Origin of the sequence: Rothia sp. HMSC069C01 (assembly GCF_001814655.1) — a bacterium.
GTDB classification, from domain to species: Bacteria; Actinomycetota; Actinomycetes; order Actinomycetales; family Micrococcaceae; genus Rothia; species Rothia dentocariosa.
This window is the reverse complement of record NZ_KV817408.1, coordinates 625,236-650,837: the sequence shown is the minus strand read 5'-3', so window position 1 is coordinate 650,837 and position 25,602 is coordinate 625,236. Positions and strand designations below refer to the sequence as shown.

Sequence of the window (25,602 nt, the reverse complement as noted above, 5' to 3'; positions counted from 1 at the left end):
CTTTTGGATATTTGATGACTATGAGAAGGAACACTGTTGAGTACCGTACTAGATGAAATTATTGGTGGAGTACGTGAGGATTTAGAGGATCGTCGTGCAAAACATCCTCTGGAAAAGGTGCAGGAGCTAGCGCTCTCTACGGCACCAGCTCTTGACGCTGTATGCGCTTTACGTGGTGATGGCCAAACTGTGCGTATCATTTCAGAGGTGAAACGTTCGTCTCCATCGAAAGGTGTCCTGGGGGAAATAGCGGATCCAGCGGAACTAGCGGTGAAGTATCAGCGTGGAGGAGCAGCAGCTATTTCGGTGCTTACCGAAGAACGCCGTTTCGGCGGAAGCCTGGAGGATCTGGATGCGGTTCGTGCTCACGTCAGTATTCCCATATTGCGTAAAGATTTTATTGTTGATGAGTACCAGATTTGGGAGGCACGTGCACACGGCGCAGATCTGGTGCTTCTTATTGTTGCTGCCTTGGAAGAAGATACCTTGAGTGCTTTCTTAGAGCTTGCCGAATCGCTTGGTATGAATGCTCTCGTAGAAGCACATACTTCAGAAGAAATATCTATCGCTCAGCGTGTCGGAGCCAAAATTATAGGTATTAACGTTCGCAACCTAAAAACTCTTGAAGTCAAGAACGCGCATTATGCAGAGCTTGCGGCCGACCTGCCGGAAAGCGTTATTAAAGTTGCAGAATCTGGTGTATCTGGGCTGAGCGATGTACAGAACTACGCGCAGGCTGGTGCTGATGTCGTGCTTATTGGTGAGACTCTGGTCAAATCTGGAGATCCGGAGAAAACTGTACGTGAATTTTCGGCTGTACCTCATCTCTAATGCAGATTAGGGCTATCTTACGTAGATGACAGTTTTTCACATGTGAATAATCATAGGGCTTTTCTTTATATACGCTGACGCTATGTCATTCCGCGTAGAATAGTAAGAATACGAACAAGCCGTACCATGAGTTAAGTGTACAAACCTAACTCATGGATGAAAATAAAAGTACCCGGGAAGGACAACAATGAGCGAAAACCTGGCAGACGCATTTCTTGAGGGGAAATCCCTCAAAAATGCACCCGGTCCCTACTTCGGGCAATACGGTGGGCGATGGATGCCTGAATCGTTAATTGCCGCCATGGATGAGCTTGAGTCTACCTTCCAGAATGCTAAGCAGGATCCAGAGTTTATTGCGGAATTTCAGCGACTCTCTGCTGAATACTCGAATCGTCCTTCATTGCTAACGGAAGTTCCGCGGTTCTCAGAGCACGCTGGGGCTCGGATCTTTCTGAAACGTGAAGATCTTAACCATACCGGTAGCCACAAGGTTAACAATGTTTTAGGACAAGCACTTCTCGCAAAGCGCATGGGTAAGACACGTCTGATCGCAGAGACCGGTGCTGGTCAGCACGGTGTAGCAACGGCAACGGCTGCTGCGCTTTTCGGTATGGACTGTGTGATTTACATGGGTGAAGAAGATACCGAGCGGCAGGCTTTGAACGTGGCGCGTATGCAGCTTTTGGGCGCGAAAGTTATTGCCGTTCAGAATGGCTCCCGTACTCTGAAAGACGCTATTAATGAGGCTCTTCGAGACTGGGTCGCTAATGTCGAGAATACCCACTATCTGCTGGGTACAGCGGCGGGAGCACATCCTTTTCCTACTATGGTGCGTTTCTTTCATGATGCTATTGGTTCTGAAGCACGCGAACAAATTCAACAGATGACTGGGCGTCTTCCCCACGGAGTTTCTGCATGCGTTGGTGGGGGTTCAAACGCCATTGGAATCTTCCATGCATTCCTTGATGACCGCGATGTAAAACTTTACGGTTTTGAGGCGGGGGGAGACGGTGTAGAAACCGGACGTCACGCCGCAACTATTAATCTAGGCCGCCCAGGAATGCTTCACGGTGCCGTAACCTACCTGATGCAAGACAAAGATGGGCAAACTATAGAGTCGCATTCGATTTCTGCTGGCCTGGACTATCCCGGCGTTGGGCCCGAACACTCATACCTTTCAGACTTAGGCCGTGTCAGCTACCAGCCGGTGACCGATACTGAAGCTATGGATGCTTTTCAACTGCTTTGCCGTACTGAAGGTATTATTCCTGCCATCGAATCGGCGCATGCACTTGCCGGTGCGTTACGTGTCTGTCAGGAATGGGCGCATCAAGATTCTGAGTCTGCCCGTGAAAAAATAATGGTGGTGTGCCTATCTGGTCGTGGCGATAAAGACATGGAGACCGCCTTGAAATGGTTCGATCTAGGGAAAGCAACCCCGTCATCTTCTCTCATGACAGGCAATAAAGAGGCAGTTGCTGAGAAGGCAGTGCAGGCAGAAAGCGAGGCGCACGCATGAGCTATCAAGACGCACAGCCGCATGTGGCAAAGTACGAAGTCCTTGACGGTACCTTCCCACCCCAAAACCCGAACTCGCTTCTCGTGCAGCGGTTACGCGAATGCAAAGAAGATGGGTGTGCAGCACTTATCGGGTACCTCCCCGCAGGTTTTCCCAACTTTGAAGATTCTGTGGCAGCAGCTATCGAATTAGGAAATAACGGTGCCGACATTATTGAGCTGGGCGTGCCGTACTCGGATCCGGTCATGGACGGCCCCGTTATCCAGCATGCCACAGGTGCCGCATTAGAAGGCGGCTTCAAACTTTCTCGGGTTTTTGATGCTGTACGGCGCATTACCGAGGCAACCCAAGCTGTCGTTGTCGTGATGACGTATTGGAACCCTGTACTTGCCTACGGTGTTGATAATTTTGCACGTGATCTTGCGGCTGCTGGAGGAGCTGGAATGATCACTCCAGATTTAGTACCCGATGAAGCATCGGCTTGGTTCGAAGCCTCTGAAAAATACGGGTTAGATCGTATTTTCTTGGCGGCGCTATCATCATCACCTCAACGTTTAGAGACTATCGCTAAGGCTTCGAGCGGGTTCGTTTATGCCGTTTCTGTCATGGGCGTTACAGGGGCTCGCACCTCAGTCTCAGAAGCTGCCCAAGGACTTGTCGAAAACCTTCATGCTGCAGGCGCTGAATACGCGTGTGTTGGTTTAGGCGTTTCAACTCGTGCCCATGTTGAAGAGATCGGAACTTATGCAGATGGTGTGATTGTAGGAACGGCACTTGTAAAAGCTCTAGCTGATGGAGGTCCTACTGCGGTGGGAGCACTAACTCGTGAACTTGCAGGACGTGCATAGTATGAATGTTATATTATCGGAATCCTTTACCTCAGCAGTATCCCTTCCGCTGGCGTCAATTCCGTCGCCGAGTGTATCTTATCTTCAGCTTGGGCCGTTTCGTATCCATTTTTACGCACTTTGCATTTTAGCCGGAATAATCGTGTGTCTATGGCTTAGTGCTCGGCGCTGGGCACAAGTTGGCGGCACACGTGAGCGCGTATATGACGTGGCAATGTGGGCTATTCCCGCTGGAATTATTGGGGCGCGTGCTTACCATGTGCTCATTACAGACCCTGGCAGCTATTTTGGTCCCAATGTCTCTGATCCTTGGGCTTTCCTGAAGATTTGGGAAGGCGGCATCGGCATTATGGGAGCGGTGTCCGTAGGAGCCCTGGGGGCCTGGATTGCTTGTCGCCGATACCAGATTAACTATGCAGCATTTGCGGATGCAGTTGCACCAGGTATTATTTTGGCGCAGGCTTTTGGTCGTTGGGGCAACTGGTTTAATCAGGAGCTTTTCGGTAAGCCTACTACCCTTCCGTGGGGTTTGGAGATTAGTCAATCGAGTGGGAATTTTCCTGCTCAATATCCCGCAGGAACTCTCTTTCACCCCACATTCCTTTACGAATCATTGTGGAATCTTGTGGGCGCATTCCTTCTAATTTTCCTGGGGAATAGGTTCCTGAAGCGCGGACAAACTTTTTGGCTCTATGTGCTGTACTACGGTATTGGACGGTTCTTCATTGAAGTGTTCCTGCGTATTGATACCTCTGAAACACTTCTGGGGCTGCGGGTTCACGTGTGGACATCGGGTGCCCTGATTGTACTAGGGTTGATCGGCTTTGTTGCCGCTGGTATCCGCGCTAGGGCTAAAGCTGCAGCGGGCATTGCTGAAGCTCCAGTTCAGGGGCCATCTGTTCAGCATACCCCTAACTCAGAGAAGACTGCCGCCCAAGATTCGGATGAGGTTTCTAATCAGGGTAAAGAGACCTTGGAAGAATCTCGGATATCTGAAAAGAAGGTAACGGAAGAGAAGAAAGCTACAAAAGACAAAGAACCAGGCACCCACGAGGAGCCTGCAGATAGGGTTCAGACCGGTGATAAGCAGGATAAAGCTCCTGATATCCCGTGGAAAAAATCTAAATCGTAAATTCCTGGACAACTAACCTTGGGTCCTCTTCACTATTTCAATGGTGGAGAGGACCTGACTTTTTCCTTGATGAAAGATAAAAGGAGGGGGTGGGCCGCACACACAAGACCCACCCCCTGCAACCGAATACGTTATCGGCGCGGCCTCGCACCCGCATCCGGAATCAAAAGACCGGAGGAGGAGAGAAAACCTCCGGCCAAGCTTATTTTGGTAACCTGCTATGCGATATCAGAGGAATTTGGATATTGCTTCAACAAGTGGTTTTAGAGACTCTCGGTTGGTGTAATCCGCATGGCCGGTTTTATAGCACTCAAGCATTTGCTGAATACCTTCGTTGGGGTTTGGATTAGCCATCAACCAGGCGCGAACCGGACCTTTAAGAGCGGTCTTATGAGCAAGTGAAAGTTCTGAAAAATCAATCCCACCACGTAAATGGAAAGTCGGGCGTCCATCGGTGAGTTCTGCGGTATAACTTTTAGCGACAGCCTTGTCGAGTAGTTTTTTGGAGTACTCGCCTGTGAAGGAAACCGTGAAGAATGCAGTACGTTCCTTTTTAGGGAGAATAAAGGGAACAATCTTCTTCTTGAGGCTGGGAGCGCCTGTAAGGAACCCACCGTAGTCGCTACCGCCAATAATAACGGAGTCTGCTGCTTCCACAAGTTCAGGGGTTACTTCTGTAGCCCGTAGAGTATTGACTTCAGGAGCCTGTGGTAATGCTCGCAGATCTTCTGCTAGCCAGTTCGCATAACGCTCGGTGTACCCATAGGTTGAACCGAAGATAATCAGCACACGAATGGTCACTGAAGCCTCCCAAAGCAAATTTGCATACAAGATACTAATTATTGATTCCAGTCTATGGCAGGTGGTGATAAATGTGAAATTGCTTAGCCAATACTGGCGTGTCGTTTTTATCACATGGAAGAAGGGGGTGAGCGATGAACATCAAGGTGTGTCATACATGATGTGGGCATATTTGTTTCTCGGACAGGAACGCTTGGCCATAGTTTCAAATGAGATGTCAGAAAACAACTAAAACCTAATTATTGTTCTGAGGGGCAGATAGAGAGCACGTGAGTCTTGAGTGGGCAATATGGTTCGAGGTTAAAACAAGGATTTCCTGAAAATACCGAGAATTTTCCTCCCGAAAACGCTTGAGAAGGAATATACTAGAAGGGATGCATGCCGCACATGCCATGTTGTGTATACATGGTGTTGTGTGGGAATAATTGGGACTCCTGATGAGAAGGTTCCATTTATATTATGGGTATCTTTCTTAGAAGGTTCCACCCCAACACACGAAGGTTAGGTACATGAGGCGCGCAAAAATCGTTGCAACCATTGGTCCGGCTATTTCTTCTCCCGAAAAAATTGCGGAAGCGATCAAGGCGGGTATGAACGTTTCCCGTCTGAATATGAGTCACGGTGACCATGACGTTCACACTAACTCTTACACAACTATCCGTGAACAATCCGCGGCGTTGGGGAAAGAAGTAGCTATTCTTGCTGATCTGCAAGGTCCTAAGATCCGTTTGGAGCGCTTTGTAAACGGGGAAGAATATCTAAAGCCTGGCGCTGATTTTACGATTACTTCTGAGGACGTTGAGGGTACCAAAGATATCTGTGGTACGACTTATAAAGGTCTTCCTGGCGATGTGAAGCCTGGCGATAAACTTTTGCTGGATGACGGTAAGATCCAGCTGGAAGCCGTTGAAGTAACTCCAACTCGTGTTCGCACTCGTGTGATTGTAGGCGGACCTATTTCAAACAATAAAGGCATCAACCTTCCTGGGGCGGCCGTTTCTCTTCCCGCACTGACCGAGAAGGATGAGGCTGACCTTCGTTTTGCCTTGAATTTGGGCGTAGATATTATTGCTCTTTCCTTTGTACGTAGCGGGAAAGACGTAAACCGCGTTCATGAGATCATGGCCGAAGAGGGTATCCGTATTCCGGTGATTGCCAAGATCGAAAAGCCTCAAGCGGTTGATAATCTGCAAGATATTATCGACAAGTTTGATGGCATCATGGTTGCCCGTGGCGACCTTGGCGTGGAACTGCCGTTCTCTGAGGTGCCACTGGTTCAGAAGAAAGCTATTGAGATGGCTCGTCGCTGGGCTAAGCCCGTTATTGTGGCAACTCAGGTACTTGAGTCCATGATCTCTAGCCCGACTCCTACGCGCGCGGAAGTCTCTGACTGTGCAAACGCAATCTTGGATGGCGCCGATGCGGTGATGCTCTCCGGCGAGACTTCGGTGGGCAATTACCCCATTATTACCATTGCAGCAATGGCCTCCATTATTCGTGATACTGAGGAAAAGGGTCTATACCGCGTACCACAGCTGGACCGTAAGCCCCGTACCCGTGGTGGTGCCATCACGCGTGCAGCTGTAAACATTGCGGAACAATTGGATGTAGATTACATTAGTACTTTTACCCAGACGGGTGACTCAGCACGCCGTTTAGCACGTCTACGCCCTGCGCAGCCGGTACTTGCTTTCACCCCCAACCCAAAGGTGCGTGCTTTTATCTCACTGTTGTGGGGTGTTGAAGCTGCGCATGCGCCGGTGGCGACCAACATTGACGGTATGACCGACATCGTAAATGACTACCTGGTCGAGCATAAGCTCGCAGAACCGGGTGATCTTATTGTGATTGCTGCAGGTTCGCCTCCCGGGGTGGCGGGATCAACCAATATGGTTAAGGTACACCGTATTAAGGAACAGGGTTCCGGCGAGCATGAACCGGAAGAGCGTGAGCACCTGCGTCCCTACGGGGAAGACGAACACAAGTAAGGTTCTTCTTTATCGTGTAAACATTTTCGAACTGAATCTATGAGAAGTCCCGCCTCTTTGATACAGGAGGCGGGACTTTCTATATGCGGAAAGACCCACCATATGAGTTGCGGGTACCCAATCTATTGAACTGGAGCTCCAGGAAAATAAAAACTCGTCTCAAAACCATAACTATGGTCAAGACGAGTTTAGTAAATGTGCCCGAGGTGGGACTCGAACCCACACTCCGAAGAACCTGATTTTGAGTCAGGCGCGTCTGCCAATTCCGCCACTCGGGCTTGTACTCAAAGGTACGCATAAGATTCTACCCTATCGATTGGCAGAAAATCGAATTACAAAGAGCAAGAAATATCCACAGTATTCTTTGAAGCCTCGACGATAGTTTTTGCTTCTAGACGAGAAACATATAAATTTCAACCTTACACAGTAGATGAAGTTTTATTAACTACTGTAGAATAAAGGCGACTGAAAATAGACCAAGGAGAGAGTTATGTCAGAGAAGACCGCTCACGAACACGAGGGAGAGCAGGTCTCGGCGCGCACCGTTGTGGTTGCCGAAGACGAAGCGTTGATTCGCCTGGACATCGTCGAAATCCTGAAGGACCAAGGGTTCGAGGTCGTGGCAGAGACCGATAATGGTAAAACCGCTATCGAGCTTGCCAAAAAACACCATCCCGATTTGGTGCTCATGGATGTCAAAATGCCGATTATGGACGGTATTACAGCCGCCGAGGAAATCGGAAAGGAAAAAATAGCGCCTGTGGTGCTCCTGACCGCTTTCAGCCAGAAAGAGCTGGTGGATCGTGCTGTTGAAGCTGGGGCCATGGCATATGTGGTCAAGCCCTTTACTCCTAATGACCTTTTTCCCGCTATCGAGGTGGCGCTTTCTCGATATGAACAGCTGCGTACGCTAGAGAAAGAGGTCACAACTATTCGTGATCAGTTTGAGACTCGAAAGCTCGTAGATCGTGCCAAGTCTTTGCTTATCACCAAAATGAACCTCACCGAGCCTGAGGCATTCCGGTGGATTCAGAAGACCTCAATGGACCGTCGCCTCTCTATGCGAGAGGTATCCGATACTATTATCAAGCAGCTGTCTGAGTAATCTTCTTGGGACCTTAGTATCAAGTCCCAAACGATGATTAGCTGCTGCTCTAGAATATAAAATTCAGGAGTGTGGATTTTCAGGACAACAAGAGTCTTGTTGTCCTGAAAATCCACACTCCTGTTTTACGCTTTTATTTGCTCACGACAGTCTTGAAATGAATGTATTAGCGTCGCATTATGCGGGTTATGTCGTCATCGTCATCACTACCATGAGGACCTTTAATCGGGCGTGCTGTTGGGGATCCAGCCCAGAGTAAAACGCCAGCTGCTATGAAAAGTCCTAGCCACCAGAAACTTCCTGGATTTCCCATAGCGGCAACCCAACATACCAGTAGAGCAGCTATGGCTAAGGGCAATGTAATACGTTTTGCACGGACGATTTTTGGATAGCGTTTGGAATACGGTTGGCGCGCCATGTCAATCCTCTATATGTCTGCTTTAGGGTCGTGGAATGATCATATTAGTTATACGAGCTGTACAAATAGTTCGATCGGACTCATCCATAATCTCTATAGTGTGTACGCAAACGGTACGTCCCAGCTTAACTGCCGTACAGATTCCCGTAACGTGGCCACTAATGGCGGGGCGCACGTGAGTTGCATTGAGATCTACCCCAACGGCTATGGAGTCAACTCCTCCATGGATACCTGCTGCTAATGAACCAAGAGTTTCTGCAAGAACAGCCGAGGCACCTCCGTGGAGCAAACCGACAGGCTGGGTATTCCCCTGCACAGACATGGATGCCACAGCTCGCTCGGCAGTTAGCTCACTAAAGATAATTCCCATACGGGGGATTAGCTCTCCCAAGCCCTTCGGAAAGAATTTATGAGTCTCTGCGGGCACACCGTGCTCGTTGAGCTGTGCTACAAGGTCAGCAGATAGTTTAGGGGTAGATTCAGTCATGCCTTCAAGTGTACTCCCAGTGATAGGGTGGAGTAGAAAAAGAGCTCTTATCAAGTATGTGTTTGTCGGGATTGAGAAGAAACGAGATTCTTGCTTTGGAAGGTGTAAGAATATGGATGATCATGCACGTATCTATGAAGAATGGCATCGGTACGCTAAAAACCGTGATACTGAAGGACTGCTCAGCCTTTATGCTGAGGACGCAGTTTTTGAAAGCCCCCTCGTGCCAGCAATAATTCCCGGAGCTGGCGGCGGCGTTTTGCGGGGACGAGAAGCGATTAAGCATTTTCTGGAAGAGGGCACCCACCGTCGTCCGAATGAATTTGTACGTTGGTACCGCACGGGGGAGTATCTGACTAATGGGAAAACTTTGGTGTGGGAATATCCGCGAGAAACTCCTGAAGGAGAACAAATAGATATCTTAGAGCTCATGGAAATATCCGATGGGCTTATTGTGAACCATCGCATCTATTGGGGTTGGAAAGGATGTCAGCATATTAGCGAAGCCCTCGTGCGGAATAAGTAAGGTGTAAGTAAAGCTCCATATGAATAACGGGGTGCGCATCCAAGGTTTCTGGACGCGCACCCCGTCGTTTAGATCAAGGCTATGCCGAAATTGCTTCTGCTTTTTCGATGTCTTCATCGCTAATCCCGGCAGTTGGATCAACCCCCAACATCTTAGAGATACGTTCGGTAAACGTTGCAATGGTGGCATCTCCGGTGACATTAGTTGCGGTACCGAAAGAGTCTTGCGCAAGGTACAGAGCAATCATGAGGGCGATCATGGATTCATTGAAACCAAGCATCGACTCCAGCAGCCCGATGGCGGTCATCACACCTCCGCCGGGTACACCCGGGGCCGCGACCATCATAATGCCTAGCATAAGCACTACTGGAGTCACCGAGGCAAAATTGGGATTTTGCCCGGTCATATACAGGACTGCGACTGCACATGAAGTAATCGTGATCATAGAACCCGAAAGGTGGATGGTAGCGCATAGCGGAATAGCGAAATCAACCACGCGAGGAGAAATACCAGCCTTCTTCGCAGATCGAACCGTTACCGGGATGGTAGCTGCTGAGGACTGAGTTCCAATGGCCGTGAAATAGGCGGGCATCATGGTCTTGAGCATCCTAAACGGGTTGCGTTTTGAAACGCTTCCGGCAACTGTGTACTGTAGCGTTAGCGTTATCCAGTGCAAGATAATGACCATAATGAATACCATGCCGAAGACCGAGAGAATCTTAGCAACCTGGCCTGCAAGGGTCATATTCGCAAAGACGCCCACGATATGGATGGGCAGAAGCGGGATAATAACGTAGCTGAGAAGCTTCTCAATGATAACTTGAAAATCCTCGAAGAGATTGAGCATGCTACGAGTCTTGAGGGCTGTTATTCCCAGACCTAGGATAAAGGACAGAATGAGTGCGCTCATCACTCCCATAATGGGGTCAAGCTCAAACTTGATGTATCCTGTCGAGAGTGCATTTTCAGGGTTATCAAAAGATTCTAGCCGTTGCCCCTTCAACAAAATAGGGTACAGGAATAGTGCCGCCGTTAAAGCTAAAAATCCAGCAACAATACTGGAAAGATATGACAGAGCTACGGTAATGCCCAGCATCTTACCTGCACCTTGGGCTAGCGAACCAATTCCTGGAACGATAAAACCGATAATAATAAGCGGGATAGAGAAGCTCAGGAACGCACTGAAAACAGTAGAGAACGAGACAAAGATCTGAACTACAACATCGGTAGGGATAGAGGTACCCAGCCCGCTATTTATGCCACCGATCATCCCAGGAGTTGTAGCACCGATAAGAACACCTGCAAGAATTGCGATCACAATCCAGGCAAGGAGAGGGATCTTTTTGAGTAGTTTCATAATTTCCTATGTGTGTTGGGACCGATAAGATCCATGCCGCTCATCCCCGGTATTCTCAGGGAACACTCAAGTATAGAGTTATATCCTAGCGTGAATGAATATGTTTATCCAGCGACAGGACAGACGTTCATGACATGAAAACGCCTAGTCGGTACTAGGCCTTTTAGAAGTTTTCAGGCGTGTTGCGTTCACTATCACCCCCGCTGTCGAAAACCTCTAGAATGGGATTGTGAGTAACTCAGAAAATACCCTGCTCCTTATTGATGGACATTCATTGGCCCTTCGCTCTTTCTTTGGCATCTATACAATGGCAGAGAAAACGGGAAACCATGTTTTTGTGCGAAGCGACGGGCAGCATACGGAGGCAGTTCATGCCTTCCTGTCTACCTTGCTGAACATTATTAAAGACCATAACCCTAGCCATATTGCGGTGGCATTCGATCTGCCCGGTGGTACTTTTCGCACGGAGGAATACAGCGAATATAAGAGCGGTCGTAACGTTATCCCTGAAGCCTTCGACGGGCAGCTTGATCTCATCAAGAAGATGCTCGGAGCTCTGAAAATCCCGGCGCTTACCCAGGAGAATTATGAGGCAGATGATATCGTCGCAACACTGACACGGCAGGGATCAGAAACTCAATACAAAGTGCTCATTCTTTCAGGAGACCGCGATATTTTCCAACTTGTTACGGACGATGTTACATTGCTGTATCCCGTGACGACTGGTCCCTCCAAGGGGATTCAGCGTATGGATCCTGCAGCGGTTGAGAAAAAAACAAAAGTACCACCTCGGCTGTATCCGGATCTCGCTGCACTCACCGGTGAGCAAGCCGATAATCTGCCTGGAGTCCCCGGAGTTGGACCAGGCTTTGCTGCTAAATGGCTTCACGAGTACGGTGATCTTGAAGGTGTACTTGCTAATAGCGAGGACATCAAAGGTAAAAAAGGTGAGGCTCTGCGCGAAAACATTGAGAACGTACGCAGGAACCGTCGCCTCAACCAGCTTGTTGACACGCTCAACTTGGATGTTAAGTTCGATCAAATGCGGTTTATTCCGGACCTTCAAGAGCTTGAAGCGTTCTTCGATGAAGTGGAATTCCGCACTATTCGTAAGCGGGCCCAGGATATATTAGGGCCTGTCATACGTGCTTTGGGCGCGCAAGCTCGTACCGCAGGTGAAGAACCCATGACAGATAACGGGGTTCCGAGTGGTCCCACCTTTGAGCCAATTCGTACCGATGAGGCGATCACTGTGACATCAGCCGCAGACTTTCGTGCATGGTGCGAGCATGCAGCCCACGTTGGGTATGGGCGTGACGCATCGGGTAATGCCATTGAGGTCCCTGAAAGGCTTAAAGGCGCGGTTACGCTTTTCCCTGTGATTGATGTGCCTGTAGCCCGTGAAGGTGTGAAAGTTACCAAGACTAAGATTCGCGCTGCTGAAGAGAATCCGGTACTGCGAGGAATTATTCTGACCTCGAAAGAATCATCGTTGTGGATCAACCTGACGAATATTTCCGAAGATCTCGCCTCAGCATTTGCGGAGTGGGTTTCTGACCCTCAAATGCGTAAGATCGTGATGGATCTCAAAAATCAGCGGAAACTCTTACGTGAGTACGGGTATAAACTCGATGGAGCCATCGAAGATCCGTCACTATCCTCATATATGTGCGGATACATAGCAGCTACGAATCGTAGGCTCTTTGCTGAACGTATTGAGGATTTAGCTGAGAAATATCTTTGGATTCCCCAACAGGAATTCAGTGAACTTGTCTTCCCAGAGGAAGCACCCTCACTTTTTGAGATGCCCGGTGAAGAGAACTTACGTTACTTTACCCAGGTTTCACGGGTTATTCACGAACTGGCGCGTATTTTGCACTTCGAAATGCAAGAACAGGGCCAGCTTAAGATTTATGAAGATATTGAGCTGCCGCTTCTGTACGTTCTGGCTGATATGGAGCAGGCGGGTATCGCTGTCTCAGATGCCTTACTAAACGAGCTTAATGATACGTTTAGCTCACGCGCATCCATGGCCGAGGAACAGGCGAAAGTACTTATTGGCGGTGACGTCAATGGCGAGCCCCTCAATCTGGCATCTGTGAAACAGCTCCAAACTGTACTCTTTGAGAGGCTCGGTCTTCCGAAGACCCGCAAAATTAAGTCTGGGTATTCAACGGATTCAGAATCTGTGGCTGACTTGTTGACCAAAGTATCGCCGGAATCAGATGGTGCTCAATTCTTGATTGCGCTCCAGGCATACCGAGATAATATCAAGCTCAAGCAGACTGTTGAAGGTTTACAAAAAGCGGCAGTCACAGATGGTCGTGTACACACTACTTTCCAGCAAAATGCTGCATCAACGGGGCGTCTTTCCTCGACGGCACCGAACCTGCAGAATATCCCAATCCGCACTGATGAAGGACGACGTATCCGCGGTGCCTTTATCGTGGCTCCAAAAGTTTTAGACGGTGTAGAGTATGAAGGTTTGCTCACCGCCGACTACTCGCAGATTGAGATGCGTATTATGGTGCATCTCGCCGCCGATGAGAAATTAATCCAGGCTTATGCGGATGGTGAAGACCTGCATCGGTACGTTGGCTCTGAGGTGTTCGGGGTTGCCCCCGAAGAGGTGACACCCCAGATGCGTGCGAAAGTTAAAGCAATGTCTTATGGATTGGCATACGGTCTTTCTCGGTTTGGTCTCGCAAAGCAGCTCAATATTAGTTCCGATGAGGCAGGGGAGTTGCGTACCAACTACTTCAAACGATTTGGTCGTGTGGGGCGTTTCCTGCGCGGGGTCGTCAAACAGGCTCATAACGACGGTTATACCGAAACTATTTATGGGCGCCGACGTTCACTGCCAGATCTTGACTCTCCAAACCGAACTCGACGTGAGGCAGCTGAACGAGCTGCCCTCAACGCTCCAATTCAGGGGACAGCTGCAGACATCATTAAAATCGCAATGATTAACATTCACCGCCGACTTCAAGAAGAGAATCTCAAGACCCGCATGCTCTTGCAGGTTCACGACGAGATTATCCTCGAAGTTGCCGTCGGTGAACGCGAAGCAGCGCAACGCATCCTAGTAGAGGAGATGAGTGAAGCTATTGAGCTGAAGGTTCCTCTCGACGTGCAAGTTGGCTGGGGCAAGTCATGGGAAGAAGCCGGACACTAGTCAGAAACCGCGAAGAGAGACGAACGATACCGTCGGACTTATTCGGAATATATTGCACACAGAATAGTGCAAGAAATACCCTCATCGATGCGCGTCGTTCATTGACGACACGCCCGAAAAACACGTACACTAGTAATCGCGTGTATCAGCATCCCTATGCACCAGAGGCATGTACCTACGCATCTTCCGGATGATACGCGCGGTAAGTATCCGTCAGACTCGACGTCACTTCCCATGTTTTGAGTAGGAAACAGCAAGTGAGCGCTCGCAAACTTGCCGGAGACGTCGACCTATTATTAATCCAATTGGAGCCCTAACTACATGAGCACCAACATCCCTCAGGTCGCAATCAACGACATCGGCAACGAGGAAGAATTCCTCAAGGCAGTTGACGAGACCATCAAGTACTTCAACGATGGCGATCTCGTCTCCGGTCAGGTTGTTAAGGTTGATCACGACGAGGTTCTGCTCGACATCGGTTACAAGACCGAAGGCGTCATTCCCTCTCGCGAGCTTTCTATCAAGCACGATGTAGATCCCGGTGAAGTAGTCGCAGTTGGCGATGAAATCGAGGCTCTCGTCCTGACTAAGGAAGACAAGGAAGGTCGCCTGATCCTCTCCAAGAAGCGCGCACAATACGAGCGTGCATGGGGCGACATCGAAAAAATCAAGGAAAACGACGGCGTCGTCACCGGTACCGTTATTGAGGTTGTCAAGGGCGGTCTTATCCTTGACATTGGTCTGCGAGGCTTCCTGCCCGCATCCCTCGTTGAGATGCGTCGTGTTCGCGATCTTGCACCCTACATCGGTCAGCAGCTCGAAGCTAAGATCATCGAGCTTGACAAGAACCGCAACAATGTTGTTCTCTCTCGCCGCGCATGGCTTGAGCAGACTCAGTCCGAGGTTCGCTCCACTTTCCTCAACCAGCTCGAAAAGGGCCAGGTACGCGAAGGTGTTGTATCGTCTATCGTCAACTTCGGTGCCTTCGTCGATTTGGGTGGCGTGGACGGTCTGGTTCACGTTTCCGAACTCTCCTGGAAGCACATCGACCACCCCTCCGAGGTTGTCGAAGTTGGTCAGCCTGTAACCGTTGAAGTTCTTGAGGTTGATCTGGATCGTGAGCGTGTCTCGCTGTCCTTGAAGGCTACCCAGGAAGACCCGTGGCAGGCATTTGCTCGCACCCACGCTCTGGGGCAGATCGTACCCGGTAAGGTTACTAAGCTCGTTCCCTTCGGTGCGTTTGTTCGTGTTGAAGACGGTATTGAGGGTCTGGTTCATATCTCTGAGCTTGCTGTGCGCCATGTTGATTTGGCAGAGCAGGTTGTTTCGGTGGGCGAAGAGCTCTTCGTCAAGATCATTGATATTGATATGGATCGTCGTCGTATCTCCCTGTCCCTCAAGCAGGCTAACGAAGGCGTTGATCCCAACGCTACCGAGTTCGATCCCGCACTATACGGTATGGCAGCTGAATACGATGAAGCTGGCAACTACAAGTACCCCGAAGGCTTCGATCCCGAAGCTAACGAATGGCTTGAAGGCTTTGACGCACAGCGCGAGGCTTGGGAAGCACAATATGCAGAAGCACAGGCTCGCTTCGAAGCACACAAGGTTCAGGTTGCTAAAGCACTTGAAGCTGACGCAGAGGCAGCTGCTGCTGCTCCCGTTGCCGCAGCTGAGCCAGCACCCGCATCATCTTACTCTTCCGATGAGAAGTCTTCCGCTGGTACTCTCGCATCTGATGAGGCTCTAGCAGAGCTGCGTAAGAAGCTGACTGGCAACTAAGGTTTACTCGTTTATGGAGTAGCCTCTAGTTCTAGAGCACAAATATCACGCGCGAGGGTTCCCCAAACCTGGGGAACCCTCGCGTAGTATTGTGTGCCTTTTCTCGCGTACAGTTTTAGACCTCAGCACGTAGCTCGTTCCAGACCTTTTGAACCTGTGCTTGAGTATCTTCACGAGATCCACTATTGGTAATAACCCACCGAGCAATGGCGGAGCGCTGTTGATCGGTGGCTTGAGCAGAAATGCGTGCTTGGGCTTCTGCATAGGACATATTCCGATATTTGCTAAGTCGCTCTAGACGAATGGGGAGATCTGTCTGTACCGCAATGACAGCATCAAATTCTGCAGCGCGTTGAGTCTCAACCAGGAGCGGAATATCATCAATGATAATGCCCGAAAAGTTGGGGGATTTTACCGCATCGTCAACAATCTCAGAGGCGCGAGCACGAACTTTGGGATGCACAATAGCATTGAGTTTCTTTCGCTCTGCGTCATGGGTAAAGATACGTTCCGCTAAACGAGCACGATTAAGGGTTCCGTTTGCATTGAGGACGGACTCTCCGAAGAGGTTGACTGTGCGAGCAAGGACTTCCTGCCCAGGCTCCATGAGTTCACGCGAGATCGCATCTGCATCAATAATAACGGCGCCTAGATCCCTGAACATCCGCGCAACTGTGCTTTTACCGCTTCCAATGCCGCCTGTCAGAGCGTAGCGACGGTACTGTGTAACGCCCATGAAACCCCTAGAATAGTAGTTGTGAGTACTCAAATGTTCCAAGAATCCCGCGCACAACGATACACAGTATTGCATGGAATAGAACCCTATGAGAGTCTTCTTGAAATTAAGCGTAGCGAATTTATTGGTCATGTTAAACGCGTATACACAACAGACGAGGCACGCGCTTACATAGATTCGCTTCGGAAGAGCTATCACGATGCCCGCCATGTGTGTTCGGCCTTTGTTCTTGGAGCGGATCGTGAAATTCAACGTTCATCGGACGATGGCGAGCCTGCCGGTACTGCAGGAATTCCAATGCTTCAAGCTCTTTTAGCACGCCAGACACGCATTGATGAGGGCGGTACTGACCTTTCTGATCTTGTGGCCGTTGTTGTGCGTTATTTTGGGGGTATCAAACTGGGCGCTGGCGGATTGGTGCGCGCCTATACAGATGCGGTGGTGCAGACTCTCGATAACGCCCATTTTGATTCTCGGGAACGGATGCGGGTAGGCACCGTTTTAGTTTCTCTGGCTGAGGTTGGGCGAGTGGAGAATGAGATTCGGGCATCAGGAATTGAAGTATTAGGTACGGATTATCTTGTAGACGGCGCCCAGATCTCTCTAGGTGTTTTCGACCGGGAGCAGAAGAAGCGCGAGGCACAGGAACGTGTTATAGCAATAACTTCTGGTCGGGAAAATATCGTATGGGGCGATACTCGGTGGGTAGATATTCCATATTTTTAGCCCAGCCATATTAGATTTAGAGCATACCCTAAATTTTAAACTAGGCTAGGCATAGTGTCTTGGTGCTGATTGTGGTACGTTGAATACGGTGCAGCATTGTCTGCCACATACACCGCAAGTGAAAGCCGAGAATTTTCCCGTGCATTTTAACTCTGAACAGCATAGCTCCGTCACACATACGTCTAAACCCGATGTTGAACCTGCGACTGTTGAGCAGATTCTCAATGCTTATGCGCAGGGTAACCTAGATACGCTCCTGAATGTGTTGACGCAGTGGCCGCATGATTTTGCGCAACAGCTTAACCGTATTTGCCGTGCTTTTCCTTCTGAAATTGAACGTATTGCGGTCACTCTTCAAGAAGTAGGCGAAAATCTTCCTCAAGGAACCCTAGTTCGCCTCTATAATCAGTATTCCAATGCGGCTCGCGGCGTGGGAGAGAAAATCTCTCAAGATAATTCTCGTATGCTGCATATCATCCAGGCCCCTGTGATAACTCGTGCTCATGCTGCCCGTCTACTCCTAGCCCTAGAGCTCTGTTTGGCACCTAAGATGCGTGGACTAATTGTGACCATGCCGCCTCAAGATTTTTATCGGCCTATGGAAGCTGAACCTCAGCCAGTCTCATGTAACCCAGCGCTCGATGGTGCAGTTAACCCCTTTATACCCAGTCTGTGGGAAACTTTTCCGTTGGGAAACTCCAATGAAGCTGTGGCGCTGAGTGCTACAGGTATACGGGAAATTCCTGACGGGTATGAACTATCTGTTATGCTCCTCGACGATGACTACCAACGCGTGCATACCATAGAGCGGGGTGCACCAGATACTTGCTTCTCATGTTTCTGGGATGAAGAAGTAGAAGATTCAGAGAACGATATTCGGTGTGGGCTTGAGCTGGGATACCGTGTTGAAGAATACGCTGAAATTAACGTGCATCGCGCCATGAAAATGGGAGCGCGGTATATTGTGGTGACGGCTCTTGTAGGTGAGCGCTTTCCTCAGAGCACTGATGAGGATGATACCTGTAATGCACCGTCGCAAAATGGTGCTCCACGGTTTGATTCTCGGGTTGCGCCAGATCTGCGATCTTTGATTATTACCCCGGATGAAAATATTCGCCCGGTTGCGCATCGCGGCAATTTTCACGTTCTGGATGTTCCAGGGCGCACGATCTGCGCCGTACTCGATCTTTATAAGCAACGAATTACTATGCCTGCGGTCGGCATTCCAATGAAAGCTGACGAAGACGATACGCTCGCCGCTCTCATGGGAGTGCTAAATGGTTACCTGCCCATGACAGTACGAGATTTCATGCAGCTATCGGGAGCTGTAGTTAAATAAGTATCAAGTTTGTATCGTGTGGGATATGAGACCCAATAATTTCTTAGATGGTGGCATGCATCTTCCTCGAGCGAAACCCTCTGATTTCTCGAATACATCGACTAGAATAGATGTATGAGTCTTGCTCCGGAGATTAAACGAGTCGTAGCCCCTTTTGAAGTTGTCAGTCCATATCAGCCAGCTGGTGATCAGCCTAAGGCTATTGCTGAGCTTACTGAGCGCGTGGAGAACGGTGAAAAAGACATCGTTCTGATGGGTGCCACCGGCACCGGTAAATCTGCTACGGCGGCATGGCTGGTCGAATCTGTGCAGCGCCCTACGCTTGTTATGGTGCAGAATAAGACTCTTGCTGCCCAGTTAGCCAATGAACTGCGTGAGCTCTTGCCCAATAACGCGGTCGAGTATTTCGTCTCATACTATGACTATTATCAGCCTGAGGCCTATGTTCCGCAGACGGATACTTTTATTGAGAAAGACTCCTCAATCAATGAAGAAGTAGAACGCCTGCGGCACTCTGCTACGAATTCCCTTTTGACTCGTCGCGATGTTGTTGTGGTCTCGACTGTTTCGTGTATTTACGGTTTGGGTACGCCCGAAGAATATGTGGAGCAGATGGTCACTCTTAAGCGCGGGGATGAGATAGATCGTGATGATCTGCTGCGCCAATTCGTGAATATGCAGTACGCCCGTAATGACATGGATTTTCACCGTGGAACCTTTCGGGTGAGGGGCGATACTGTCGAAATCATCCCTATGTACGAAGAGCATGCTATTCGTATTGAATTTTTCGGCGATGAAATTGAGGCTATCTATACTCTGCACCCGCTCACGGGTGAGGTTATTCGAGAAGAAGACGAGATGTATGTCTTCCCGGCGAGCCACTATGTTGCTGGTCCTGAGCGTATGGCTCGCGCTATTGCCTCCATCGAAGACGAGCTCCAGGAACGTCTACAAACGCTAGAATCTCAGGGGAAGCTTCTGGAGGCACAGCGGCTACGTATGCGTACCACCTATGACCTTGAGATGATGGAACAGATGGGGTTCACCAGTGGTATTGAGAACTATTCACGCCATATCGACGGTCGTTCAGCAGGTTCAGCTCCGCATTGTCTGTTAGACTATTTCCCCGATGATTTCCTGCTTATTATCGACGAGTCACATGTGACGGTACCTCAAATCGGTGCCATGTACGAGGGCGATATGTCTCGTAAACGTACGCTCGTGGAACATGGGTTCCGTCTGCCTTCTGCCATGGACAACCGTCCTCTAAAATGGGATGAATTCTTAGAGCGCATAGGGCAAACTATTTATCTTTCGGCTACTCCCGGCAAGTATGAGCTTTCACAGGCTGATGGTTATGTTGAACAGATTATTCGTCCAACAGGACTGGTGGACCCAGAGATTATTGTAAAGCCCACGAAGGGGCAGATTGATGACCTTCTTGAACAAATTCAAGAGCGTACTGAACGCGACGAGCGTGTTTTGGTGACGACTCTAACCAAACGTATGGCAGAAGACTTGACCGAGTATTTGGTGCAGCATGGAGTACGTGTACAATATTTGCACTCCGATGTAGATACTCTCAAACGCGTAGAGCTGTTACGTGAGCTTCGCTTGGGCACTTTTGATGTTCTGGTAGGTATTAATCTGCTTCGTGAGGGACTGGACCTTCCTGAGGTTTCACTGGTGGCCATTTTGGACGCTGATAAAGAAGGATTCTTACGTTCGACGACCTCGCTCATCCAGACGATTGGTCGTGCAGCGCGTAACGTCTCGGGGCAGGTACATATGTATGCAGATACTGTTACCGATTCAATGCGTACTGCTATTGACGAGACGAACCGTCGTCGAGAGATTCAGCAGGCGTATAACCGGGAGCATGGCATAGATCCGCAGCCTCTGAGGAAGAAAATTGCGGATATTACAGATGTTCTCGCTCGCGAAGAGGAAGACACCCATGAGCTTTTGCAATTACGCAAGAGCGGTAAGAAAGGTTCTCGAACAGTTGAAGCCGGAGCGAAGACAGGGTCAAGTACTTCTTCGAAGATCGTAGCAAGTACTCCAGAGTCGGATGCTCTTCTTGCCAAAGCTCAAGACCGTGTTCGCGCCGATGGTCTCGCAGCTGAGCCTGCTGAGGATCTGTTGGAACTTATCGAACAATTGAGTGAGCAGATGCGTCTGGCTGCAGAAAACCTGCAGTTTGAGTTAGCGGCACGTTTACGTGATGAACTTACCGATCTCAAAAAAGAATTTCGGCAGATGCGAGAAGCTGGGCATGCTTAATGTCTTATTAAGAATGAAAATATAAAGGTTCAACCTTATACTTGTTGAGATATTGTGTTTTGCCCTAAAATTTAGAATATTGCTTCGATGAAGATATGCGTCATTTTCGCTTCACAGATGTATAGGAATTTGCGCGTTATAATTACTTATCAGCAGAGAAGCAATTACACTCACTCACAAGATATGCGTAGGCATTCAAGGAGAAGCTTTTGCCCAGAAATAAGTCAATATCTATTAATCGACGTGCTGTGGCTAAGGGCGTCGCATGGGCTACCCCGATAGTGGTCGCTTCTACAGCGGTTCCAGCAGTCGCTGCATCCCGATGTGATCCTAAGAGCGCCCCTGGATTTCGCCAGGCGGGTTCGTGGGCCATTAAGAATCCAGATAGAGGAAAACTCAAGTCCGCTGGATCTAATCGTCCGAGCACGTTTCATGGAAAAGAATATTGGATTTCAAATACAACTGCTTTAGGCGAAGAACCCGCTACTATTAGGATTACTGCGGGGTTTGAATCAGGAACTGATGACAGCAGTATTTTAAATACTGAATGTGGTATGTATCGTGTACGTATCTATATGACGGCTATAGAAACACGAGCAGCTTCCGGAGAATACCGTGGTAATCCTAAAGTAACTATTACCCTGAGAGATCCTCGAGGAAAACTTATTAACGGAAAAACTCTTCGATATACCACTGACCCCGCTGGACAACCTGGGGGGTTTATTCCAGTTCCCTTAGGTGAAGATATACAGGCACAAGAATGGACTCTCAAAGCAATTCCTGGAGTCTATAGGTTTGAGGCTGTCTTTGACGTTCCTGCCGAGGGCCTGGAGTCTCGTCGAGTCCAGAATCGTGGTCTTGGCTTTACTGTGCCAATTTTTGAGCCAATGTAAAGTAGATTATTTTGCATAACCTTGTACATGCACAGAAAGATAATAATGTCGTAGCGCATATGCATAGATTTACACGTATACCTACACTCTGGATTTGTTCTTGTTCCATAAGGGTTTAGGTGGTCATCAAAACTTGAAAGAAGGAACAATACCTGTGCGAACCGGTGCGTCGCAGAGCTGCGCTTACAGGGCAAATCGCCGCACTGTTACTAAAGGTATAGCCTGGGCGGTACCTGCAGTGCTGTCAGCAGTGACAGTACCAGCTTTTGCAGCTTCCGGCTGTGAAGATGTAACCTGGACCCAGTTTTGCCCAGCTGGAGCGGTGGTCTATCTCCAATCCTACATCCGGGGAACTGATATCGCCTGCCTCGAATGGGATAAAAATTATTGGTGGGCAGGAATACTGGATGTCGGAAAGCACCGCAGCAGGCAATGAAAAAGCGAGTATTGTTTTGCGCACTGCGTACCGTGCTGGCTACGATTCAGAAGCTCAGCTACGACCAGGATGTCGGTATTCTTTTAAATACTCTGTAGCGGCACATGACGCAGACCATGGTAGGCGCAAAGGCAAAGGTGACGTCAAGTTGGATGTTTACCTCTATGACCCTGAAGGGGGCCAGGTGCGTAACAGTGGGCATACCTATACGACAAAGCCGAGACAGAACACTAACAAATCAACCTCTGTTCCTCTTGGCGGGCAGGTGTCTGCGCATGAGGTTTATGTAACTGCTCAGGAAGGGCTTTACCGTCTCGAAACTGTTATTACTGTTGCCGCAGAAGAAAAACGGCGCAATAAAGTCGTAGCCCGAGCAATCGGAATTACCTCACCCTGCTTTGAATTTGCGGGGTAGATGCTTCCTGCCTAGGGAAAACTATGAGGCAACAACGTTCCGATCGTAACGTTCGCGGGCGGCGAGAACTGCATCCATATTAGTTTCTGCCCACTGGCGTAAAGCATTCATCGGGGCAATGAGTGTATTACCAAGCGGAGTTAATGAATAATCTACACGTGGTGGCATAGAAGCCGTGACCGCGCGGGTGAGCAGGCCATCGCGCTCCATGGAGCGCAAAGTCTGGGTAAGAACTTTGGGGGATAACCCTTCGATATGATCCTTAATCTCCCCAAAACGAGCACTTGGCTGATCGGCAAGAACAGCAACAATCATAGGAGTCCAGCGGTCCGTAAGATGTCGCAATACAGTACGTGAAGGACACGCGCTAGCCAGAATATTGGCGGGGGCTCCATTATGTGATGTCAGAGTTTCAGCCATAACTACTTTCCAGTCCAAAAATTGAGAAAGTTTCTATAATTACCTTGAGGTATCTGGTTACTAAAGGATACTATTGTCTCGGAAGCCCGGCAAGCTGGGGGAGTACAAGACAAAAATCCGAGCTATTGGTGTGCTTGGAAACAGGAAAGGATATACAGATGAACATCGCGGTTATTGGGGCAACCGGTATGGTCGGGGAGCGCACTGTGGCAGAGGCAGTTGCGCGCGGGCATCAGGTCGATGCATACAGCCGTTCTGGTAACGCGGTACCCGGTGCAGAAAGCAAAACTGTTGATCTAGCTAACACCGACGAACTTGTCTCAATCGTTAACGGTCACGACGTTACCATTATTGCTGTTTCTGCCGGTCGCGGTACTTCTGCAGATCCGGTTATCAACGCCCATAAGGCGCTAATTGCAGCCAAGCCTGCTGGCCGTCTACTGATTGTAGGTGGTGCTGGTTCCCTCATGGACGAAAATGGTGTGCGTCTCGTTGATACCGCCGGGTTCCCCGAGGCGTACAAAAATGAAGCCAAAGCTTTCTGTCAGATCCTTGAAGAATACCAAGCATCCGACGGGCTAGCTTGGACGTTGCTTTCCCCCGCACCTCTGATCCGTCCCGGTGAGCGCACCGGAAAATACAATGTATCGCTTGACACTCCTGCTGGTACTGAGATTAGTGCTGAGGATTTTGCTGTTGCTCTGCTTGACGAAGCGGAAACCCCGAAACATCCCGGTGTTCGCTTTACCGTTGCTCACTAAAATATAGGGTTGGAAATACTAAAATCCGGTACAGCTTCGTAAGAAGCTGTACCGGATTTTAGTATTCATAAAGAATTTACTGATTATGGACCTCGGCTAGCATATTCTTCAAATGGCCCAAAATAGTGAGTGGATCGGAACCAAAACCATCATGATGATGAGTTTTTGAGGTCCATACCTGAGTATTACCAACCCAGCGGGCTGTCTCCATTGAGTTCTCAAAATCCACATAAATATCTGGGTTGTAAGCTGCGGCAACTACCGGAACCTCATTCCGATGCAACTGCTCATGATCGTAGAGTCGACCCCAATCTTTCTTCTCCGCAAGAATTTGCGCAACATCTGCCAGAGGGCGCAGGGCAGGATCTTCTTCGTAGTACCACGGGAAAATGTGCTCGCCCGTGAAGAAGAGAGTATCGGCTTCAGGCGAAAACTCGGGGCGCTGTGCCGCTACCCGTGCCGCTGCCCAATTAGTGGGGGCAGGCGAAGGTGAGAGCTCATAACCCGCAATGCCCGGCAAGGTACCGTCAGCGGGACCATCTGCATAGATCGTCTCATGCATAAGGGCATAGAGAGGATTTGCCAGGAAAGAAACTTCGCTGCTCATGGATGAGAGGAACTGATCTGAGAGGCGATCATCTCCTTCAGCGAAAGCAGTTTCTAAGAAGTAGTGCAGACCGCGCTCGCGCCAGCGCCCACCTAAATAGTGGCCAGCCATCTGAAAACGGTGATCGGTCAGACGCTCACCCGTGGGAAGGTACTCTTCGTGGGTGCGCAGATGTTCTGCGATGCGAGTAGCGAGAGCTGCATCCTCGGGAAACCACTCATAGTATTCCTTGTTGCGCTCAGCCATACGATCGAAGGTATGCTGGTACACGTTGTCTACTGTGGTGCGAATTGGTGCCAAACCCGCAGTAATCCTCGAATCACGCAGTGATTGTGGGGCGAAGGACAGGTAAGACAGAGTCAAGAATCCGCCGAAGGACTGACCGATGGTTGACCACTGCTTGTCCTTACGGCTGGCGAGCAAGACCTCGCGTATAGCTTCCGCATCTGCGATGATAGAGTCTGCTCGGAAAAGCTCAACATATTCGGCCTGAATCTGGGGGTCACCCACCGCTGTAATGTTGCGTGCGGATAGGGGAGAAGACATACCGGTACCACGCTGATCCAGCAGGATAACGCGGTGAGTTTTAGCCAGCTCGGCTATCCACCCACCGATGGAACCGGTCTTAGGGGAACCAAACCCAGGACCGCCCTGTAGATAGACGATATAGGGACGCTTCTCGACGGGAAGAGTCAGAGTCTCGCTTGTATTGATGACTTCACGAGCAAAAATTTTGATGCTTTGATCTGCAAAATGTGAAGATAGCGCGGCATCACGCCCTTTGGAAAAAATCAGGCCGTGAGTGAGCGGAACCTGAAACCAATGGTCGATAATTTCGTATCCATCATGTTTGACGACAGTGCCTTGGCGGTATTCAACTTGAGGAAGTGCAGAAATGGTCAACGGTGAACCTTCTTTCATACCTATAAACTCATCATGTGTATAGTCTATCGCGCCCTACCTCTTAAGGCAGAGCGCGATAGTTTTATGGTAGTGCAAGAAGTCAGATTCGCTTAC

21 protein-coding genes and 1 tRNA gene are annotated in these 25,602 nt (G+C 49.4%); 15 read left to right on the top strand and 7 right to left on the bottom strand.

The window, feature by feature from the left end:
• Positions 1-36: 36 nt before the first annotated feature.
• From trpC to lgt, 4 genes are all read left to right on the top strand, one after another.
• On the top strand, positions 37-831 hold the full coding sequence (gene trpC / locus HMPREF2981_RS09465) for an indole-3-glycerol phosphate synthase TrpC (RefSeq protein WP_048754311.1): 795 nt from the start codon (positions 37-39) through the stop codon (positions 829-831).
• Positions 832-1,018: 187 nt separating this feature from the next.
• On the top strand, positions 1,019-2,350 hold the full coding sequence (trpB, locus tag HMPREF2981_RS09460; RefSeq protein WP_048779793.1) for a tryptophan synthase subunit beta: 1,332 nt from the start codon (positions 1,019-1,021) through the stop codon (positions 2,348-2,350).
• Positions 2,347-3,198: a tryptophan synthase subunit alpha gene (gene trpA, locus HMPREF2981_RS09455; protein WP_048779791.1), complete on the top strand. Its 852-nt coding sequence runs from the start codon at positions 2,347-2,349 to the stop codon at positions 3,196-3,198. The genes trpB and trpA overlap by 4 nt, the downstream gene beginning before the upstream one ends.
• Before the next feature lies 1 nt (position 3,199).
• Positions 3,200-4,330, top strand: a complete 1,131-nt coding sequence (gene lgt / locus HMPREF2981_RS09450) for a prolipoprotein diacylglyceryl transferase (RefSeq protein WP_080976609.1) — start codon at positions 3,200-3,202, stop codon at positions 4,328-4,330.
• A gap of 228 nt (positions 4,331-4,558) precedes the next feature.
• On the opposite strand, the gene HMPREF2981_RS09445 is transcribed toward lgt, so the two are convergent.
• A complete protein-coding gene (locus HMPREF2981_RS09445) occupies positions 4,559-5,131 on the bottom strand; it encodes a flavodoxin domain-containing protein (protein WP_048779787.1) in 573 nt (190 codons plus the stop codon).
• 509 nt (positions 5,132-5,640) lie between these two features.
• Here HMPREF2981_RS09445 and pyk point away from each other — a divergent pair.
• Positions 5,641-7,119, top strand: a complete 1,479-nt coding sequence (gene pyk / locus HMPREF2981_RS09435) for a pyruvate kinase (protein ID WP_048779785.1) — start codon at positions 5,641-5,643, stop codon at positions 7,117-7,119.
• A 198-nt stretch (positions 7,120-7,317) separates the two neighbouring features.
• On the opposite strand, the gene HMPREF2981_RS09430 is transcribed toward pyk, so the two are convergent.
• Positions 7,318-7,397: transfer RNA gene (locus HMPREF2981_RS09430), tRNA-Leu, on the bottom strand.
• 212 nt (positions 7,398-7,609) lie between these two features.
• Here HMPREF2981_RS09430 and HMPREF2981_RS09425 point away from each other — a divergent pair.
• On the top strand, positions 7,610-8,224 hold the full coding sequence (locus HMPREF2981_RS09425; protein ID WP_048754317.1) for an ANTAR domain-containing response regulator: 615 nt from the start codon (positions 7,610-7,612) through the stop codon (positions 8,222-8,224).
• 440 nt (positions 8,225-8,664) lie between these two features.
• Here HMPREF2981_RS09425 and HMPREF2981_RS09420 read toward each other — a convergent pair whose 3' ends face one another.
• Positions 8,665-9,129, bottom strand: coding sequence for a PaaI family thioesterase (locus HMPREF2981_RS09420; RefSeq protein ID WP_048779783.1), 465 nt, complete (start codon positions 9,127-9,129; stop codon positions 8,665-8,667).
• Positions 9,130-9,241: 112 nt separating this feature from the next.
• On the opposite strand from HMPREF2981_RS09420, the gene HMPREF2981_RS09415 reads away from it, so the two are divergent.
• Complete coding sequence (locus HMPREF2981_RS09415; protein ID WP_048779782.1) at positions 9,242-9,655, top strand: nuclear transport factor 2 family protein; 414 nt, start codon at positions 9,242-9,244, stop codon at positions 9,653-9,655.
• Between the two features lie 79 nt (positions 9,656-9,734).
• Here HMPREF2981_RS09415 and HMPREF2981_RS09410 read toward each other — a convergent pair whose 3' ends face one another.
• The gene (locus HMPREF2981_RS09410) at positions 9,735-11,012 is read right to left on the bottom strand and encodes a dicarboxylate/amino acid:cation symporter (protein WP_070662606.1); all 1,278 of its coding nucleotides are present in this window, start codon (positions 11,010-11,012) and stop codon (positions 9,735-9,737) included.
• Between the two features lie 229 nt (positions 11,013-11,241).
• Between HMPREF2981_RS09410 and polA the strand changes: the two genes are divergently transcribed.
• Positions 11,242-14,187, top strand: a complete 2,946-nt coding sequence (gene polA / locus HMPREF2981_RS09405; RefSeq protein ID WP_080976608.1) for a DNA polymerase I — start codon at positions 11,242-11,244, stop codon at positions 14,185-14,187.
• A gap of 321 nt (positions 14,188-14,508) precedes the next feature.
• On the top strand, positions 14,509-15,969 hold the full coding sequence (gene rpsA, locus HMPREF2981_RS09400) for a 30S ribosomal protein S1 (RefSeq protein ID WP_004004572.1): 1,461 nt from the start codon (positions 14,509-14,511) through the stop codon (positions 15,967-15,969).
• 115 nt (positions 15,970-16,084) lie between these two features.
• On the opposite strand, the gene coaE is transcribed toward rpsA, so the two are convergent.
• Complete coding sequence (coaE, locus tag HMPREF2981_RS09395) at positions 16,085-16,705, bottom strand: dephospho-CoA kinase (RefSeq protein ID WP_239661839.1); 621 nt, start codon at positions 16,703-16,705, stop codon at positions 16,085-16,087.
• Positions 16,706-16,738: 33 nt separating this feature from the next.
• Here coaE and HMPREF2981_RS11160 point away from each other — a divergent pair, with 33 nt between their 5' ends.
• The 5 genes from HMPREF2981_RS11160 (at position 16,739) to HMPREF2981_RS11155 (ending at position 22,797) form a co-directional block, all read left to right on the top strand.
• Positions 16,739-17,431, top strand: a complete 693-nt coding sequence (locus HMPREF2981_RS11160; RefSeq protein ID WP_280925897.1) for an IMPACT family protein — start codon at positions 16,739-16,741, stop codon at positions 17,429-17,431.
• 139 nt (positions 17,432-17,570) lie between these two features.
• Positions 17,571-18,770, top strand: coding sequence for a hypothetical protein (locus HMPREF2981_RS09385; RefSeq protein WP_246825443.1), 1,200 nt, complete (start codon positions 17,571-17,573; stop codon positions 18,768-18,770).
• 114 nt (positions 18,771-18,884) lie between these two features.
• The gene (gene uvrB, locus HMPREF2981_RS09380; protein ID WP_048774469.1) at positions 18,885-21,053 is read left to right on the top strand and encodes an excinuclease ABC subunit UvrB; all 2,169 of its coding nucleotides are present in this window, start codon (positions 18,885-18,887) and stop codon (positions 21,051-21,053) included.
• 209 nt (positions 21,054-21,262) lie between these two features.
• Positions 21,263-21,946 carry a transcriptional initiation protein Tat gene (locus tag HMPREF2981_RS10720; protein WP_083313887.1) on the top strand — a complete coding sequence of 228 codons (684 nt, stop codon included), beginning with the start codon at positions 21,263-21,265 and terminating at the stop codon, positions 21,944-21,946.
• Positions 21,947-22,353: 407 nt separating this feature from the next.
• Positions 22,354-22,797 carry a hypothetical protein gene (locus tag HMPREF2981_RS11155; RefSeq protein WP_246825441.1) on the top strand — a complete coding sequence of 148 codons (444 nt, stop codon included), beginning with the start codon at positions 22,354-22,356 and terminating at the stop codon, positions 22,795-22,797.
• A gap of 21 nt (positions 22,798-22,818) precedes the next feature.
• Here HMPREF2981_RS11155 and HMPREF2981_RS09370 read toward each other — a convergent pair whose 3' ends face one another.
• Positions 22,819-23,217 (bottom strand): winged helix-turn-helix transcriptional regulator, encoded by a 399-nt coding sequence (locus HMPREF2981_RS09370; protein ID WP_048779777.1) that lies wholly within the window; start codon positions 23,215-23,217, stop codon positions 22,819-22,821.
• Positions 23,218-23,375: 158 nt separating this feature from the next.
• On the opposite strand from HMPREF2981_RS09370, the gene HMPREF2981_RS09365 reads away from it, so the two are divergent.
• Positions 23,376-23,978: an NAD(P)-dependent oxidoreductase gene (locus HMPREF2981_RS09365; RefSeq protein WP_048779774.1), complete on the top strand. Its 603-nt coding sequence runs from the start codon at positions 23,376-23,378 to the stop codon at positions 23,976-23,978.
• A gap of 76 nt (positions 23,979-24,054) precedes the next feature.
• Here HMPREF2981_RS09365 and HMPREF2981_RS09360 read toward each other — a convergent pair whose 3' ends face one another.
• Positions 24,055-25,506: an alpha/beta fold hydrolase gene (locus tag HMPREF2981_RS09360; RefSeq protein ID WP_048779772.1), complete on the bottom strand. Its 1,452-nt coding sequence runs from the start codon at positions 25,504-25,506 to the stop codon at positions 24,055-24,057.
• Positions 25,507-25,602 lie beyond the last annotated feature (96 nt).

Bases quoted from the DNA above. Each gene is read 5' to 3' on its own strand.
- HMPREF2981_RS09365 (WP_048779774.1), top strand. From the start codon at position 23,376: ATGAACATCGCGGTTATTGGGGCAACCGGTATGGTCGGGGAGCGCACT.
- HMPREF2981_RS11160 (WP_280925897.1), top strand. From the start codon at position 16,739: ATGTTCCAAGAATCCCGCGCACAACGATACACAGTATTGCATGGAATA.
- HMPREF2981_RS09360 (WP_048779772.1), bottom strand. From the start codon at position 25,506: ATGAAAGAAGGTTCACCGTTGACCATTTCTGCACTTCCTCAAGTTGAA.
- HMPREF2981_RS09415 (WP_048779782.1), top strand. From the start codon at position 9,242: ATGGATGATCATGCACGTATCTATGAAGAATGGCATCGGTACGCTAAA.
- trpA (WP_048779791.1), top strand. From the start codon at position 2,347: ATGAGCTATCAAGACGCACAGCCGCATGTGGCAAAGTACGAAGTCCTT.
- coaE (WP_239661839.1), bottom strand. From the start codon at position 16,705: ATGGGCGTTACACAGTACCGTCGCTACGCTCTGACAGGCGGCATTGGA.
- HMPREF2981_RS09370 (WP_048779777.1), bottom strand. From the start codon at position 23,217: ATGGCTGAAACTCTGACATCACATAATGGAGCCCCCGCCAATATTCTG.
- HMPREF2981_RS09420 (WP_048779783.1), bottom strand. From the start codon at position 9,129: ATGACTGAATCTACCCCTAAACTATCTGCTGACCTTGTAGCACAGCTC.
- HMPREF2981_RS11155 (WP_246825441.1), top strand. From the start codon at position 22,354: ATGTCGGAAAGCACCGCAGCAGGCAATGAAAAAGCGAGTATTGTTTTG.
- HMPREF2981_RS09410 (WP_070662606.1), bottom strand. From the start codon at position 11,012: ATGAAACTACTCAAAAAGATCCCTCTCCTTGCCTGGATTGTGATCGCA.
- lgt (WP_080976609.1), top strand. From the start codon at position 3,200: ATGAATGTTATATTATCGGAATCCTTTACCTCAGCAGTATCCCTTCCG.
- trpB (WP_048779793.1), top strand. From the start codon at position 1,019: ATGAGCGAAAACCTGGCAGACGCATTTCTTGAGGGGAAATCCCTCAAA.
- rpsA (WP_004004572.1), top strand. From the start codon at position 14,509: ATGAGCACCAACATCCCTCAGGTCGCAATCAACGACATCGGCAACGAG.
- pyk (WP_048779785.1), top strand. From the start codon at position 5,641: ATGAGGCGCGCAAAAATCGTTGCAACCATTGGTCCGGCTATTTCTTCT.
- uvrB (WP_048774469.1), top strand. From the start codon at position 18,885: ATGAGTCTTGCTCCGGAGATTAAACGAGTCGTAGCCCCTTTTGAAGTT.
- HMPREF2981_RS09425 (WP_048754317.1), top strand. From the start codon at position 7,610: ATGTCAGAGAAGACCGCTCACGAACACGAGGGAGAGCAGGTCTCGGCG.